At 63.5% G+C, this 14,039-nt stretch carries 15 protein-coding genes; 1 reads left to right on the forward strand and 14 read right to left on the reverse strand.

Features of this window, described 5'->3' with window-relative positions:
• Window positions 1-33 precede the first annotated feature (33 nt).
• Window positions 34-1,629, reverse strand: a complete 1,596-nt coding sequence (gene nusA, locus EB233_RS00110) for a transcription termination factor NusA (protein WP_010913320.1) — start codon at window positions 1,627-1,629, stop codon at window positions 34-36.
• 52 nt (window positions 1,630-1,681) lie between these two features.
• Complete coding sequence (rimP, locus tag EB233_RS00115; RefSeq protein WP_064990554.1) at window positions 1,682-2,314, reverse strand: ribosome maturation factor RimP; 633 nt, start codon at window positions 2,312-2,314, stop codon at window positions 1,682-1,684.
• Window positions 2,315-2,663: 349 nt separating this feature from the next.
• Between rimP and EB233_RS00120 the strand changes: the two genes are divergently transcribed.
• Window positions 2,664-2,828: a hypothetical protein gene (locus EB233_RS00120; RefSeq protein ID WP_081294167.1), complete on the forward strand. Its 165-nt coding sequence runs from the start codon at window positions 2,664-2,666 to the stop codon at window positions 2,826-2,828.
• Window positions 2,829-2,847: 19 nt separating this feature from the next.
• Here the strand turns inward: EB233_RS00120 and trmB are convergent, their stop codons facing one another.
• From trmB to tsaB, 12 genes are all read right to left on the reverse strand, one after another.
• Window positions 2,848-3,549 (reverse strand): tRNA (guanine(46)-N(7))-methyltransferase TrmB, encoded by a 702-nt coding sequence (gene trmB / locus EB233_RS00125; RefSeq protein WP_064990738.1) that lies wholly within the window; start codon window positions 3,547-3,549, stop codon window positions 2,848-2,850.
• Between the two features lie 22 nt (window positions 3,550-3,571).
• Window positions 3,572-4,837, reverse strand: a complete 1,266-nt coding sequence (metK, locus tag EB233_RS00130) for a methionine adenosyltransferase (RefSeq protein WP_064990553.1) — start codon at window positions 4,835-4,837, stop codon at window positions 3,572-3,574.
• 168 nt (window positions 4,838-5,005) lie between these two features.
• A complete protein-coding gene (locus tag EB233_RS00135) occupies window positions 5,006-5,425 on the reverse strand; it encodes a helix-turn-helix domain-containing protein (protein ID WP_027054529.1) in 420 nt (139 codons plus the stop codon).
• 138 nt (window positions 5,426-5,563) lie between these two features.
• Entirely contained in the window at window positions 5,564-7,156 is a 1,593-nt protein-coding gene (gene lnt, locus EB233_RS00140; RefSeq protein WP_064990552.1) for an apolipoprotein N-acyltransferase, read from the reverse strand.
• Between the two features lie 95 nt (window positions 7,157-7,251).
• Window positions 7,252-7,722, reverse strand: a complete 471-nt coding sequence (locus EB233_RS00145; RefSeq protein WP_064990551.1) for a VOC family protein — start codon at window positions 7,720-7,722, stop codon at window positions 7,252-7,254.
• 16 nt (window positions 7,723-7,738) lie between these two features.
• Window positions 7,739-8,833, reverse strand: coding sequence for a hemolysin family protein (locus EB233_RS00150; RefSeq protein WP_064990550.1), 1,095 nt, complete (start codon window positions 8,831-8,833; stop codon window positions 7,739-7,741).
• 27 nt (window positions 8,834-8,860) lie between these two features.
• Complete coding sequence (gene ybeY / locus EB233_RS00155) at window positions 8,861-9,361, reverse strand: rRNA maturation RNase YbeY (protein WP_064990549.1); 501 nt, start codon at window positions 9,359-9,361, stop codon at window positions 8,861-8,863.
• An 18-nt stretch (window positions 9,362-9,379) separates the two neighbouring features.
• Window positions 9,380-10,372 (reverse strand): PhoH family protein, encoded by a 993-nt coding sequence (locus EB233_RS00160; RefSeq protein ID WP_019863063.1) that lies wholly within the window; start codon window positions 10,370-10,372, stop codon window positions 9,380-9,382.
• A gap of 136 nt (window positions 10,373-10,508) precedes the next feature.
• On the reverse strand, window positions 10,509-11,810 hold the full coding sequence (gene miaB / locus EB233_RS00165) for a tRNA (N6-isopentenyl adenosine(37)-C2)-methylthiotransferase MiaB (RefSeq protein ID WP_425487744.1): 1,302 nt from the start codon (window positions 11,808-11,810) through the stop codon (window positions 10,509-10,511).
• A gap of 183 nt (window positions 11,811-11,993) precedes the next feature.
• Window positions 11,994-12,794 (reverse strand): lyso-ornithine lipid O-acyltransferase, encoded by an 801-nt coding sequence (gene olsA / locus EB233_RS00170; RefSeq protein ID WP_027054535.1) that lies wholly within the window; start codon window positions 12,792-12,794, stop codon window positions 11,994-11,996.
• Between the two features lie 27 nt (window positions 12,795-12,821).
• A complete protein-coding gene (rimI, locus tag EB233_RS00175) occupies window positions 12,822-13,316 on the reverse strand; it encodes a ribosomal protein S18-alanine N-acetyltransferase (protein WP_010913305.1) in 495 nt (164 codons plus the stop codon).
• Complete coding sequence (gene tsaB, locus EB233_RS00180) at window positions 13,316-13,993, reverse strand: tRNA (adenosine(37)-N6)-threonylcarbamoyltransferase complex dimerization subunit type 1 TsaB (protein ID WP_064990737.1); 678 nt, start codon at window positions 13,991-13,993, stop codon at window positions 13,316-13,318. The genes rimI and tsaB overlap by 1 nt, the downstream gene beginning before the upstream one ends.
• Between the last annotated feature and the right edge of the window lie 46 nt (window positions 13,994-14,039).

Here is a 14,039-nt window from a genome sequence, read left to right on the forward strand (position 1 = left end):
CCAAGGGCGGGTTGTGTGCGATGCGGTTTCACCTCACGCACCAACGGCTTCGTCAGCCGATGCTTCTTCGGCTGCAAGCTCGTCCTCGGAAATCCAGCCGGCCTTGAGACGGGCATTGAGCACCATCTGCTCGGCATCGGCGCGCGAAACACCATGATTGGCCAGCACGCCCGGATAGACCTTGGTCTCGCCGTCCTTGCGTTCCTTCCAGCCGGTCAGGTCGTCGGCGGCATAGCCGGCGAAATCCTCGATCGTCTTCACGCCGTCCTCGCCGAGCGTCACCATCATTGCGGTGGTGATGCCGGGGATTTCGCGCAGCTCGTCCTTGACGCCCAGCGCCTTGCGCTTCTCGTCATGCTCGGCCTCGATCTTTTCGAGATATTCGCGGGCACGGGTCTGGATCTCCGAAGCGGTGTCGTCATCGAAGCCGTCGATCGAGGCGATCTCGCCGGCGTCTACATAGGCGACTTCCTCGACGCTGGTGAAGCCTTCGGAGGCCAGCACCTGGCCGACCATCTCGTCGACGTCCAGGGCTTCCATGAACAGCGCCGAGCGCTCGACGAATTCCTTCTGGCGGCGCTCGGATTCCTCGGCCTCGGTCAGGATGTCGATGTCCCAGCCAGTGAGCTGCGAGGCGAGACGCACGTTCTGGCCGCGGCGGCCGATGGCAAGCGACAGCTGATCGTCGGGAACCACCACCTCGATGCGCTCGGCGTCCTCATCGAGCACGACCTTGGCGACTTCCGCCGGCTGCAGCGCGTTGACGATGAAGGAGGCGGCCGAAGGCGACCACGGAATGATGTCGATCTTCTCGCCCTGCAGTTCGCCGACGACGGCCTGGACGCGGCTGCCGCGCATACCGACGCAGGCACCGACCGGGTCGATCGAGGAATCGCGCGAAATAACGGCGATCTTGGCGCGCGAGCCCGGATCGCGGGCGACTGACTTGATCTCGATGATGCCGTCATAGATTTCCGGCACTTCCATGGTGAAGAGCTTGGCCATGAACTGCGGATGGGTGCGCGACAGGAAAATCTGCGGGCCGCGCTGCTCGCGGCGCACGTCGTAAACATAGGCGCGGACGCGATCGCCATATTTGTAGTTCTCGCGCGGGATCAGCTCGTCGCGGCGGATGATGGCTTCACCACGGCCGAGATCGACGATGACGTTGCCGTATTCGACGCGCTTGACGGTACCGTTGACGATCTCGCCGATGCGGTCCTTGTATTCGTCGTACTGGCGGTCACGCTCGGCCTCGCGCACCTTCTGCACGATGACCTGCTTGGCCGACTGGGCGGCGATGCGGCCGAAATCCATCGGCGGCAGCTGTTCGGCGATGAAGTCGCCGAGCTGGGCGTCGGGATTGCGCTCGCGGGCCGAGGAAATGGCGATCTGGGTGGCATAGTCGTCGACCTTTTCGACAACTTCCATCAGCCGCTGCAGCTTCATCTCGCCGGTGTTGGGGTTGATGTCGGCGCGGATGTTGGTCTCCTGACCATAACGCGAACGCGCCGCCTTCTGGATCGCATCGGCCATGGCGGCGATGACGATCGACTTGTCGATCGACTTTTCACGCGCGACCGCGTCGGCAATCTGCAGCAATTCGAGTCTGTTGGCGCTTACAACCATGTTTTTTCTCCCGAGCCTGTTTGCCAGACGCTTGCGCCCGGCAGCTCAATCGTTATTCCTGTTCGTGTTCTTCCGTGGCGTCTTCGGAAATATCGTCTTCCGGCTCGCCGCGGCGTTTCTTGGCTTCCTTGCGCGCCCTGTTGTCCTTCGACAACGCATCGCGGATGAGATCGTCGGTCAGGATCAGCCTGACATCGGCAATGGCGTCATAGGGCACCCGCACCGTCGGCTCCTCGCCATAGGCCGCCTTGTCGCGCTCGATCAAGACGTCGTTCTCGCCAGCCTCGGCGATCTTGCCCTTGAAGCGCTTGCGATCAGCGACGATGACCGATGTCTCCATCTTCACCAGATGGCCGGTCCAGGTCACGAAATCCGATTTGCGCACCAACGGCCGGTCGATGCCGGGCGAAGACACTTCGAGATGATACGCCTTTTCGATCGGATCATCGACGTCGAGCGCCGGCGACACGGCGCGGCTGACCTCTTCGCAATCCTCGACGGTCATGGTGCCGTCCTCGCGTTCGGCCATGATCTGCAGCGTCAACCCGTTCTGACCGGACAGATGCACCCGCACAAGGCGAAAGCCGATGCCGCGCAGCACCGGCTGGACGATCAGCGCAATGCGCGCATCGATGCCGCTTTCGCGGATGATGCGGTCGTCACTTTCGCTTGCCGTTGCAGTCATCAATTGCCTGTCGTTCGTTTCGAAATGTTCTTTAGTTTGCGCATCGGAACCATCCGAAAACCGCTTCGCACTTTTCGGTCCGACGCACCCGCCAGGTAATAAAAAAGAGCGGGACCGGTGGGACCCACTCTTCGTCATACCGACCAAGAATTTGACGCTGATATAGACGAACACGGCCGGCGTTTCAAGCCCGCCGTGGCGGGCCGGCAAAAGCGCTGGCGCGTCAGCATTGCTCCGGGCGCATGGCCGCCATGCGGCAATCCCCCTGTGAGCGGAGGCGGGGCGCTCTTATTTGTTAGCCACGACACGAACACAAGCGGCGCGCGGTGGCGCGCGAGAGGACAAGATCATGAGCAACCGCAGATTATTTTCCGCCCTGGGCGATCTCTTCACGACATTTGGCAGCGCGGTCGCCGCATCGCGCGCCGTGGAAGCCGGCCGCAAGCCGCGGGCCGACGATTTGCGTAAGCTCGGAATGGATCCGGCCATCTTCAACAGGATCGGCCGTTTCTGAAAATTCAGGAAATAGGCGCCTATTCCCGGACGAAGGTCAGATAGGCAGGCTGACGGCCTTGGCGAATGGCCTTCGCCTCGTAACGCGTGCCCGGCCAGCCCTCATATGGGCGGTGCCAATCGGCGGCTTCAGCCGCCTGCCACGCGAAGGCGCCATGCGCCCGGCAATGCAGCAAGGTCCAGTTCACATACGTATCGATGTCGGACGCGAAGCGGAATTTTGAGCCCGGCTTCAGGACGCGGGCGAAACGGTCGAGATTGACCGGGCTGACGAAACGCCGCTTCCAGTGCTTCTTCTTCGGCCACGGATCGGGATAGAGAAGATCGATGCCGTCGAGCGTGGCCGGCGGCAGCCAGTCGAGCAACTGCGTGGCATCGTCATCAAAAACGCGCAGGTTGGCTAGCGGCCTTGCCGTCACCGCCATCATCATCTTGGCCATGCCGTTGACGAAGGGCTCGACGCCGATGAAGCCGGTCGTCGGCGCTTCAATGGCGCGGTGAAGAAGATGTTCGCCGCCGCCAAAGCCGATCTCGAGCCGGACAGCCGAAACGTCGGTCTCAAACAGGGTGCGCAGATCCGGCGGCGCCTCGGCCTTCAGATCGAGCCCATAGGCGCCAAGCCCGCTTTCCAGCGCCGCCGCCTGCTGCGGGCGCACCGGCTTGCCGCGCCGGCGACCGAAGAACGCTTCGGTCGCGCGGCCTGGCCTGTCTTGCGGGCTCATCTGGTGGCGGTCTGTCGTGGCCTTAGGCCGCGACAGCATCCTTGAGCGCCTTGGCGAGATCGGTCTTCTCCCAGGAGAAAGACCCGTCACGGCCGGCCTTGCGGCCGAAATGGCCGTAGGACGACGTCTTGGCGTAGATCGGCTTGTTGAGGTCGAGATGACGGCGGATGCCCGACGGCGACAGGTCCATCACGTTGCGCAGCGCGTCCTCGAGCCTTGCCTCGTCGACCTTGCCGGTGCCGTGCAGGTCGACATAGATCGACAGAGGCTGGGCAACGCCGATGGCGTAGGAAAGCTGGATGGTGCAGCGGTCGGCAAGCTTCGCCGCCACGACATTCTTGGCCAGGTAGCGCGCCGCATAAGCGGCCGAACGATCGACCTTGGTGGTATCCTTGCCGGAGAAGGCGCCGCCGCCGTGGGGGGCAGCACCGCCATAGGTATCGACGATGATCTTGCGGCCGGTGAGGCCGGCGTCGCCATCCGGGCCGCCGATGACGAATTTACCGGTCGGGTTGATGTACCACATGCAATCGTCGGCGATCTTGAGATCGCCAAGCGCCTCGCGGATGTAGGGTTCCACGACCTTGCGCACCTTCTTTGAGTCCCAGGTCGCGTCGAGATGTTGGGTCGACAGCACGATCTGCGTTGCCTCGGCGGCCTTGCCGTCGATGTAGCGGACAGTGACCTGGCTCTTGGCGTCCGGCCCGAGCTTGCCGGCCTCGCCGTTGTTTTCGTGACGGGCGGCGGCCAGAAGTTCGAGGATTTTATGGCTGTAGTAGATCGGCGCCGGCATCAGGTCCGGCGTCTCGCGGCAGGCATAGCCGAACATGATGCCCTGGTCGCCGGCACCTTCCTCGCCCTGACGGTCGGCGGCGTTGTCGACGCCCTGGCCGATGTCGGGCGACTGGCCATGCAACAGGACCTCGATCTTGGCGGTCTTCCAGTGGAAGCCGGCCTGTTCATAGCCGATCTCGCGAATCGCCTTGCGAGCAACCGACTTGAACTTGGCCGGGTTGATGATCGAATGTCCGGCCGCGTCCTTGAGGACATTGCCGGCCTTGTCCCTCTTCAGCAGCGTCTCGGGAACGCGCACTTCGCCGGCGATGACGACACGGTTGGTGGTCGCGAGCGTCTCGCAGGCCACACGGACCTTCCACGGGTCCATGCCGGTCTTCTTGGCTTCACGGTAGACCAGATCGACAATCTCGTCGGAGATCCGGTCACAGACCTTGTCGGGATGGCCCTCGGCAACGGATTCCGAGGTAAAGAAGTAATTCTGCCGCGTCACGGGTGTCCCCTCTTGAAAAACGATCGGCAGGCTGCCGATTTTGGCGCGCCACGTGTTAGCGGGGCAAAGCGCCGCTCGTCAAGCGTTGCCGCTATTCTGGCACGACTGTCGATGTCGGTATCTTGTGCCACCGGCGGCAAATGCCGCCGGATCGAGGCGCATCGAGGATCAGTCGAGATCATCCGCGGCGAGCGACTTCACCAGGTCGATAATCCTGCGGCGCACCTTGACGTCAGCGATCTTGACGAAGGCCCGGTTGAGCTGAAGGCCTTCGGGACTGCCGCAGAACTCGACGGCGAAAGCCATCGAGGCATCCTCCGAAAAGCCACGGCCGGCCGCCGCCTCCTGGCCTGGCGCATCCTCGAAAAAGAAGGCGACGGGCACGCCGAGTATGGAGGCGATCGCCTGCAGCCGGCTGGCGCCGACGCGATTGGTGCCTTTTTCATATTTCTGGATCTGTTGAAATGTGATGCCGAGATTTTCGCCCAGCTTTTCCTGGCTCATTCCGAGCATATTGCGGCGAAGCCGGACGCGGCTTCCAACGTGGATGTCGATGGGATTGGGTTTCTTCTTGTTTTCTTCTGTCATTTTTTCCTCGCCGAATTTTTTCGGCTTTGTGATTTTTTCCCGCCCAAAAAAAGCCGGAGGCGACTGCCCCAACAGAACGATCCACCAGCTTCGAGAAATTTTCAGGCGATACAGTATGAGTTTCTAATGTGTCGACTGTCAATTCACCCGTAGCCTTTGCCTTACGTTCAACAACGCTCCCACAAGCGCAAACAGCAACATGATCAGCATTCCGTTAATGCGCCGCTGGCCCGAAGAAACGACCGTCTGTCCCGAAATCGGTACCGTCACATCGATGGCTCCGCGCGCGTCGATTGCCAGCGCATCGACGATGCGTCCACGTGGATCGACCACGGCCGAGATGCCGTTGTTGGCAGCACGCAGCAAGGGCAATCCGTTCTCCACCGCGCGAATCTGAGCCTGCCTGAAATGCTGATACGGTCCCGGCGTGTCCCCGAACCAGGCATCATTGGTAACGTTCACAATAAGCTGCGCTGACGTAGCGTCAACAGCCACAAGATCGGGAAAGATCACCTCATAACAGATAAATGGCAGCGCGCGGATGCCGCCCGGCAGGGTGATGGCATGACGCTCGTTGCCGGCGGCAAAAGTCACCGGTCCGGCGACAAGCTGGGCGATACCGAAGCGGTTGAGCAGGTCGGCGAAAGGCAGATACTCGCCAAAGGGCACGAGATGGACCTTGTCGACGGCGTCGGCGATTTCGCCCTTGTCGTTGATCGCCACCACGGAATTATAATAGCGGCTGTCGGCGCCGGCCGCCGAGCCGCCTTCCTCGCGAACGACGCCGGCGATCAGCATCTGGCCATCGGCCAGCATGTCGCCCAGCGCCGTCAATGCGTCCGGGCGTTCGGTGAAGAGGAACGGCACCGAGGTTTCGGGCCAGAGAATGAGCTGTGGCTTACCATGACCGGGGTCCGGCGCCTTGGCGGACAGGCCAAGCAAGGTGGCGAAGATGCGGTCGCGCACCGAGGCGTCCCACTTTTCACTGAGATCGACGGCAGGCTGGACAATGCGGACTTCCAGGCTGCGCTCCGCCGGCTTTTCAGGAGCGGCGAGCCTGACATAACCGAAGCCGACATGCGCCGCTGCAAGCAGGACGAACAGCGCTGCGCCCAGGCGAAGATGCCGGCGAGCCGCCAGCAGCGCCGGCAACGAAAAGAGAAACACCGCAAGCACGTTCATGCCGATCATGCCGGTCACCGAGACGCTCTGCATCAGAAGAGGCACGGGCATTGCAGCGTAACCGATGGCATTCCAGGGAAAACCGGTGAACAGGAAGCCACGCAGCCACTCCGCCAGCCCGAAACCAAAGGCAAGGGCTGCGATGCGGCCGATATCGCTGCTCCACAAGAGCCGGGCGACCATCGTTGCGAACCCGTAGAAAAAGGCGAGCGCGAAGGGAATGCCGACCACGGCGAAGGGCAGCGCCCAGGCAAAATCGTCGGCCTCGACCAGCAGCGCCGAGCCGATCCACCAGAGACCGGCAAGGAAATAGCCGAAGCCGAACCACCAGCCGACGGCGAAGGCCGGCCGCAGGCGCTTGAAAAGGCTGCCAGAGGCCTCGCCGGTGGCGCCGTCGAGCAGCCATACCAGCAGCGGAAAGGAGATGAAGCAGGCGGCGAAGAAATCGTAGGGCGCCTGACCCAAAACCGCCAACGCCCCGGCGACAAACGCCACGAGCGCACGGCGCCAACCCCAAAGCAGAATTATCCGGCCGGCCAGGCGCTCCATGCAAACTTCCGAGTCGCGCGAATCAGGACGCAAGATTTAACAGGCCGCGGTCCGCGCTCCAAACGCCTGTCGGCCGCGCTATCTCGATCGCCGCTCTACCGGTGCCAGCCGTCGATGCGCAGACCGCTCAACAACTCGGCCTCTTCGCGAGACACACGACGGATGGGCTGTGAGAAGGTCCAGACATGACCCTCGGGATCGCGGGCCCGATATTGGCGTTCGCCGTAGAACTGGTCCGCCGGCTCCTGGATTATGTCGGCACCGGCCGTCCGTGCCTGCTTGCAATGGGCGTCCAGGCCATCCTTGAGCCTGACATAGACCGACTGCGTATTCTTGCCCGAGACCGAGGCCGGGCTCGCGACATAGTCGACCCATTCGGAATCGACGATGACGGTGCACTCGCCGAACCGCATCTCGGCGTGGACGAGCTTTCCCTCGGCATCGCTGATCATCATGCTGCGCTCGAAGCCGAAAGCCGCCTCCAGCCACGTCAGCGCCGCGCGAGGATCCCTGTAGAAGACACCGGACCCAAGGCTCGCGTGCTTGAACGGATCGTCGATCGTCATCGGGGGAGCGGGCCGCTCAGGCCTGCTCGGTGCGCGCCGTGGCGCGCCGGCGGCGCTCGCCCTTCTGGCTCTGCACGATGCGCACGCGCTTGACGCGGCGCGGATCGGCATCGAGGACGTGGAACTCAAAGCCAGGAATGGCCTGCACCACCTCGCCGCGCGCCGGCACGCGGCCAAGCGTGTTGAAGATCATGCCGCCGATGGTGTCGACATATTCGCCATGTTCGCCGGCGGCGAAATCCTCGCCGATCATCTTGGCGACCTCGTCGATCTCAGCCTTGCCGTCGACGATGAAGACGCCGTCACCGGCCTGGGTGATCATCGGCTCGTCGTCGTCATGCTCGTCCTCGATGTCGCCGACGACCATCTCGACAATGTCCTCGAGCGAGACAAGCCCATCCGTACCGCCATATTCATCGATGACCAGCGCCATCTGCGTGCGTGTCGTCTGCATGCGGCCCATCAGGTCGGAAGCAAGCATCGACGGCGGCACGAAGAGAACCTGGCGGATCAGATTGAGCTCGCCGATGGTCCGCGCGAGGTCGACCTGGGCGAGGTCCAGCTGCGTGGCGACGGGGGCTTTCCTGGTCGCGCGGCCCTTCTTGACGCGCGCAAGCTTGGTGATGTGGGCCAGCACGTCGCGAATATGAACCATGCCGCGTGGATCATCGAGCGTCTCGGAATAGACCGGCATGCGGGAATGGCCGGATTGTTCAAAAGTGCCCAGCAGATCGCCGAGCGTCGTCGTGATCTCGACCGCCTCGATGTCGGCGCGCGGCACCATGACGTCCTCGACGCGCACCTCTCGCAGCCGCAATATGTTGTTGAGCATGGCGCGCTCGCCAGGCGAGAACGATTCCGCGTCACTCGCCGTCTCGGCCAGCGCGCCGGCGATTTCCTCACGCAGGCTGGTGCCGTTGCGTTGCCTGAACAGGCCCAGAACGCGGTCGAACAAGGAGGGTCCGGCAGGCGAAGCTTCGCTGGCGGCGCTGCCGGTGTTGGCAACACCAGGGGTAACGGTACTCGGACCTGACCCCTCTTCCGACGTATCGGAAGCCTTGGTCGCACTGCCGGCGTCGGGGCGGGCGGCAGTCTCTGGTTTGTCGTTCATCGTCGTCCGGTCAATTATCAGATGTAGTTACGCGTAGGGATCGGGAATGGCAAGCCTTGCGAGCGCCGCGCGTTCGATGGCCTCCATCTCCTCGGCCTCGGTATCGGTCTCGTGATCGTAGCCCAGCAAATGCAGCAGGCCGTGGATGACCAGATGGGTGATATGGTTCCGCACGGGCTTGTCTTCCAGTGCCGCTTCGCGCGAAACCGTCTCGGCGGCGAGCACGATATCGCCTAGCATCGGCGGCAATGGCCCCCCTTCTACAAACGGAAAAGCCGGGAAAGACAAGACGTTGGTGGGTTTGTCCTTGCCGCGCCAGCCGGCATTGAGGGTCTGGATATGGGCATCGTCGGAAAAAACGACGCTGAGTTCGGAACGACCCGTCACGCCGGTCTCTGTAAAAGCAGCGTCAGCCGCACGATCGACCAGCCGCTTCAGGCTGGCCTCATCGGGCCAATCGCCCGCTTCGACCGATATATCGATATCGACGAGAGCAGCCCCGTCGCCGGATAAATTGTCCTCAGGCATGAACCTGCATCGTCAAAATCAATTCTCGGCGCCCAGGCCGCGCGCCAGCTTGGCGTCACGGTCATAGGCCCGAACGATTTCCGCCACCAGCGGATGGCGCACGACATCGACATCGTTGAAGCGCACGGTGACCGCGCCGGCCACCCCGTCGAGGACACGCAAGGCCTCGACCAGACCCGATTTGGTGCTCGGAGGAAGGTCTATCTGGGTCGGATCGCCGGTGACGATCATGCGCGAGTTCTCGCCAAGACGCGTCAAGAACATCTTCATCTGCATCGGCGTGGTGTTCTGCGCCTCGTCGAGGATGACGGCGGCATGCGCCAGCGTGCGGCCTCGCATGAAGGCGAGCGGCGCGATTTCGATCACTTCCGCGGCAATGGCGCGCTCGACCTTGTCGGCGGGCATCATGTCGTAAAGCGCGTCGTAGAGCGGCCGCAGATACGGATCGACCTTCTCCTTCATGTCGCCCGGCAGGAAGCCCAGCCGTTCGCCGGCCTCGACGGCCGGCCGCGACAGGATGATGCGCTCGACCATGCCGCGCTCGAGCAGCATCGCCGCGTGCGCCACCGCCAGATAGGTCTTGCCGGTACCGGCCGGACCGATGCCGAACACCAGTTCCGACCGCTCCAGCGCCCGCATATAGGCGTCCTGGTTGAGCGAGCGGGCATAGATCGTCTTCTTGCGGGTGGCGATCTGGGCGGCGGAAACCTTGCCCTTGCGCTCCAGCGTCGGCAGCGTCAGCTGATCGTCGGCGGCGACCGCCATGCGCACGGCGCCGTCGACATCGGACTGGCCGATATCGACGCCTTTCTGCAGAATCCCGTAGAGGTTGTCCAAGGCGCGGCGTGCCTGTTCGGCGGCCGAAGCCGACCCCTTGATGGTCAACTGGTTGCCGCGCGAGCGGATGTCGACGCCGAGCTTCTGCTCGAGCCGGGCGAGGTTCTCGTCGAACTGACCGTAAAGGGCGCTGGCAAGCTTGTTGTTGTCGAAAGTCAGAACGATGTGCGCCATGTCAGAAGCCCCAGATGCCGGTACCGGGGGCAGGTTCTTCAGCTCTGCTGCGCTCAACCGTCTCTCCTCATCTGCCGAGGCTTGTGGCTATGCATGTCGTTGTCCCAAAACTGCGGGCACTTTTGAGCGACAGGCATCAGGCCAACTCGGCGAACAGGCTGTTGTAGCCCGTCGTCGTGATTCGCACCTGGATAATGTCACCGATTTCGCCGGCCTTTTCATCAACAATAACGGGCTGCAGCCAAGGTGAGCGGCCGACCTTCTGGCCAGCCTGGCGGCCGGGCTTCTCGATCAGCGTGCCGATGGTGCTGCCGACAAGGCTCAAGCCGAAATCCTGCTGCTGTTTCAGGAGCAGTGCCTGCAGGCGCTGCAAGCGCTCGTCCTTGATCGTTTCCGGCACGTGATCGGGCATTTCGGCTCCCGGCGTGCCCGGACGCGGCGAATATTTGAACGAAAAGGCCGAGGCGTAGTTCACCTGACGCACCAGTTCCATGGTCGCCTCGAAATCCGCGTCCGTCTCGCCGGGGAAGCCGACGATGAAGTCGCCTGACAACGCGATATCAGGGCGCGCGGCGCGGATGCGGTCGAGCAATGCCAGATAATCCCTGGCGGTATGCCTGCGATTCATCGCCTTGAGGATGCGGTCGGAGCCGGATTGCACCGGCAGATGCAGATACGGCATCAGCGACGGCAGGTCTCGGTGGGCCGCGATCAGCTCGTCGTCCATGTCGCGCGGATGGCTGGTGGTGTAGCGCAACCGCGCCAGTCCGGGGATTTCGGCGAGACGGAACAGCAGGCGGCCAAGGCCCCATTCCTCGCCGTTGTCGCCCTGGCCGTGCCAGGCATTGACGTTCTGGCCGAGCAGCGTCACCTCGCGTACGCCGGCCTCGGCCAGGCGCTCGGCCTCCGCGACGATCTGCGCCACCGGCCGCGACACTTCCGAGCCGCGCGTATAGGGCACGACGCAGAAGGTGCAGAATTTATCGCAACCTTCCTGCACCGTGAGGAAGGCGGTGACACCGCGCTTGATCACCTCGGCGCGCTTCGGCTGCGGCAGATGCTCGAACTTGTCCTCGATGGCGTAGTCGGTCTCGACGATCTTTTCGCCGCCGCGGACTCTCGCCAGCACGTCGGGCAGACGGTGATAGGTCTGCGGCCCGATGACCAGGTCGACGGCCGGCGACCGCCTGATGATCTCCGCGCCTTCGGCCTGCGCCACGCAGCCGGCGACGCCGATCAGCAGTTCACGGCCGGCACTGGCCCGCTCGGCCTTCATGTCACGGATGCGGCCGAGCTCGGAATAGACCTTTTCCGCCGCCTTCTCCCTGATATGGCAGGTGTTGAGCAGCACCAGATCGGCCTCGTCGATGGCATCGGTCGCGGTATAGCCGTCGGCGGCCAGCGCATCGCCCATGCGCTGTGAATCGTAGACGTTCATCTGGCAGCCATAGGTCTTGATGAAGACCTTTTTCGCTGCCGTGGCGCGCGCAGCCGGATGCTCGACCACTGTGCCGATGTCGTCGCTTTCAATCGTGTTCAAGTCCATCGGCCGGCTTCTAACGCCTTTCCGTGACAAAAAACAGACGATTCTCGACATGCACTCGCAGGCACGTGGCCTGCGCTAGCGGCTCGGGCGCGGATCGGCGAGTGCAGTCCGCATCATTTCGCGCACTTGGCCTTCCATCAGCCGGGCTGTCTCCTTGCGGTTCGAGCCTTTGGCAAAGGCGATCGGCTCGCCGAAATGCACCTCGACGTCGAGCGCGCCCTCCGCCATCAGCACTTTCAGATGCGGCATCAAATCCTCGTCGCCGATCCAGGCCGAGATCGGCCGGTGGCGGCGGCCGAGCGGCACGCCGTGCAGGCGCGTGTAGGCGATCGCCACCGGCTGGATGAACACCTGCTCGGCTGCCCCCTCCGAAATCGCCATCGAAGCGGCACCGAACAGCGTGCTCTTGAACGGCAGGACGGCATTGCCGTCACCGGTCGAACCCTCGGCGAACAGCACCATGGCATCGCCTTTTGCCATGCGGCTGGCGATCTCGCTGGCCTGATCGCCGGACGAGCGCTTGCGTTCGCGTTCGATGAAGACGGTACGCTGCAGTTTCGACAGCATGCCGATCAGCGGCCAGCCTTCCATATCGGCCCTGGCGATGAATTTCACATCGGCAAAGGAGCCAAGAACCATGATGTCGGTCCAGGAGATGTGGTTCGCGGCAACCAGCAAGGGCCGCTTGTCCGACAGCGCACCCTTGACATGGACGCGCATGCCGAGCGCCCTGAGGATCAGCCTGTGCCAGATCTTGAGGATGACGGTTTCCGGCCACCAGCCGGTCTTCATCGACAGGATCTGCAAGGGCACAAGGACCAGCGAACCGGCGACGACAAGGCCCAGGGCCAGGAAAATCCTGATTTTTCCTATCATACTCACCGGCCTTGTCCCGGCCCCTGGCTAGCGAAGATCGCGGCGCATGACAAGCGCACCGGTCGGCCCGCGGTCGGGCGACTTGTAGTAATCCGGGCGCTTGCCGACTTCGCGGAAGCCTAGCCGACGGTAGAGGGCGATCGCGGCGACATTGGTCTCGTCGACCTCGAGGAACAGCGCTTCGGCCCGCTGCGCATGCAGTTCGCGCAGCACCGCATCCATCAGCTGCCAGCCGAGCCCCTGTCGGCGATGCGAGCGGGCCACCGCGACGGTCAGGATCTCACCCTCGCCGGCTGCCAGCCGGGCCAGCACGAAGCCGACCGGCGGCTTGGCGCCCTGCCCGGTCTCGCGCGCGGCGTAGCCGAACACGGTGTCCTGCTCGAGCAAGGCGGCGAACTCGCCATCGGTCCATGGACGGACAAAGTCCTCGCGGTGCAGCACGGAGACCGCGGGGCTGTCGGTGATCCTGAGCGGCTCGAGCGCATAGTCCCGGCGGCGTGGCTGGAGAAAAGGTATGCGCATTAATTTTGTTGCCTTGATAAAATGAACCCCGCCTGCGGCTTGGCGTCGGCGCCGCGCAGATAAAGCGGTTTTGGCCTCTCGCCCTCACCCCTGGCCGCAGCCAAGCGGGCGTAGGTGAGAATGTCGGCGGTGGCCGTCCGAGGCCCGATATCGCAAGCAAGGCCCGACGTTGCCGCGATCTGCACCGCCGCGGTACCGGCAACCACCGCGGCGCTTGCCATCGCCAGGGCGGTAGCTTCCGGCAATGCGGTCACCGCCGGTCCGTAAGTCAAGCCTAACGCTTTGTTGTACAGCGCGGCGTGGATCTCCTCGCGACCGGCATCGAGCGCCGCGAGCACGGCGCGGCCGGGAAAAGCCGCCGCGGCCTCAGCGGCCAACGCTTCGAGCGTCGTGACGCCGATCGCCGGAATGTTCAACGCCAGCGCTAGACCACGCGCCGTGGACACGCCGACGCGCAAACCGGTGAAGGAACCAGGACCGACAGAAACGGCAATGGCGCCAAGTTCGGCGTAGTCGGTCGCGCCGCCTGTCAGCGCCTCGGCGATGACGGCCATCAGGTGCTCTGCATGGCCCTTGCCGAGATCGAGCACCGAGCGGCCAAGCTCCCGCCCGGCCGCCGCGTCGTAGACGCAGGCGGCGCAGAGGCTGGCGGCACAGTCGATGGCAAGCACTTTCATGAAACGACCGGTTCCGAGAAACAACTCCCTGTGCCCGCCAAGGCGC

The organism is Mesorhizobium erdmanii, assembly GCF_013170725.1.
GTDB lineage: Bacteria > Pseudomonadota > Alphaproteobacteria > Rhizobiales > Rhizobiaceae > Mesorhizobium > Mesorhizobium erdmanii.

Coding starts and splice junctions, on each gene's coding strand:
- EB233_RS00120 (WP_081294167.1), top strand. CDS start 2,664: ATGAGCAACCGCAGATTATTTTCCGCCCTGGGCGATCTCTTCACGACA.
- EB233_RS00160 (WP_019863063.1), bottom strand. CDS start 10,372: ATGGCGCACATCGTTCTGACTTTCGACAACAACAAGCTTGCCAGCGCC.
- trmB (WP_064990738.1), bottom strand. CDS start 3,549: ATGAGCCCGCAAGACAGGCCAGGCCGCGCGACCGAAGCGTTCTTCGGT.
- rimP (WP_064990554.1), bottom strand. CDS start 2,314: ATGACTGCAACGGCAAGCGAAAGTGACGACCGCATCATCCGCGAAAGC.
- EB233_RS00150 (WP_064990550.1), bottom strand. CDS start 8,833: ATGAACGACAAACCAGAGACTGCCGCCCGCCCCGACGCCGGCAGTGCG.
- nusA (WP_010913320.1), bottom strand. CDS start 1,629: ATGGTTGTAAGCGCCAACAGACTCGAATTGCTGCAGATTGCCGACGCG.
- miaB (WP_425487744.1), bottom strand. CDS start 11,810: ATGAACGTCTACGATTCACAGCGCATGGGCGATGCGCTGGCCGCCGAC.
- lnt (WP_064990552.1), bottom strand. CDS start 7,156: ATGGAGCGCCTGGCCGGCCGGATAATTCTGCTTTGGGGTTGGCGCCGT.
- ybeY (WP_064990549.1), bottom strand. CDS start 9,361: ATGCCTGAGGACAATTTATCCGGCGACGGGGCTGCTCTCGTCGATATC.
- EB233_RS00145 (WP_064990551.1), bottom strand. CDS start 7,722: ATGACGATCGACGATCCGTTCAAGCACGCGAGCCTTGGGTCCGGTGTC.
- rimI (WP_010913305.1), bottom strand. CDS start 13,316: ATGCGCATACCTTTTCTCCAGCCACGCCGCCGGGACTATGCGCTCGAG.
- EB233_RS00135 (WP_027054529.1), bottom strand. CDS start 5,425: ATGACAGAAGAAAACAAGAAGAAACCCAATCCCATCGACATCCACGTT.
- tsaB (WP_064990737.1), bottom strand. CDS start 13,993: ATGAAAGTGCTTGCCATCGACTGTGCCGCCAGCCTCTGCGCCGCCTGC.
- olsA (WP_027054535.1), bottom strand. CDS start 12,794: ATGATAGGAAAAATCAGGATTTTCCTGGCCCTGGGCCTTGTCGTCGCC.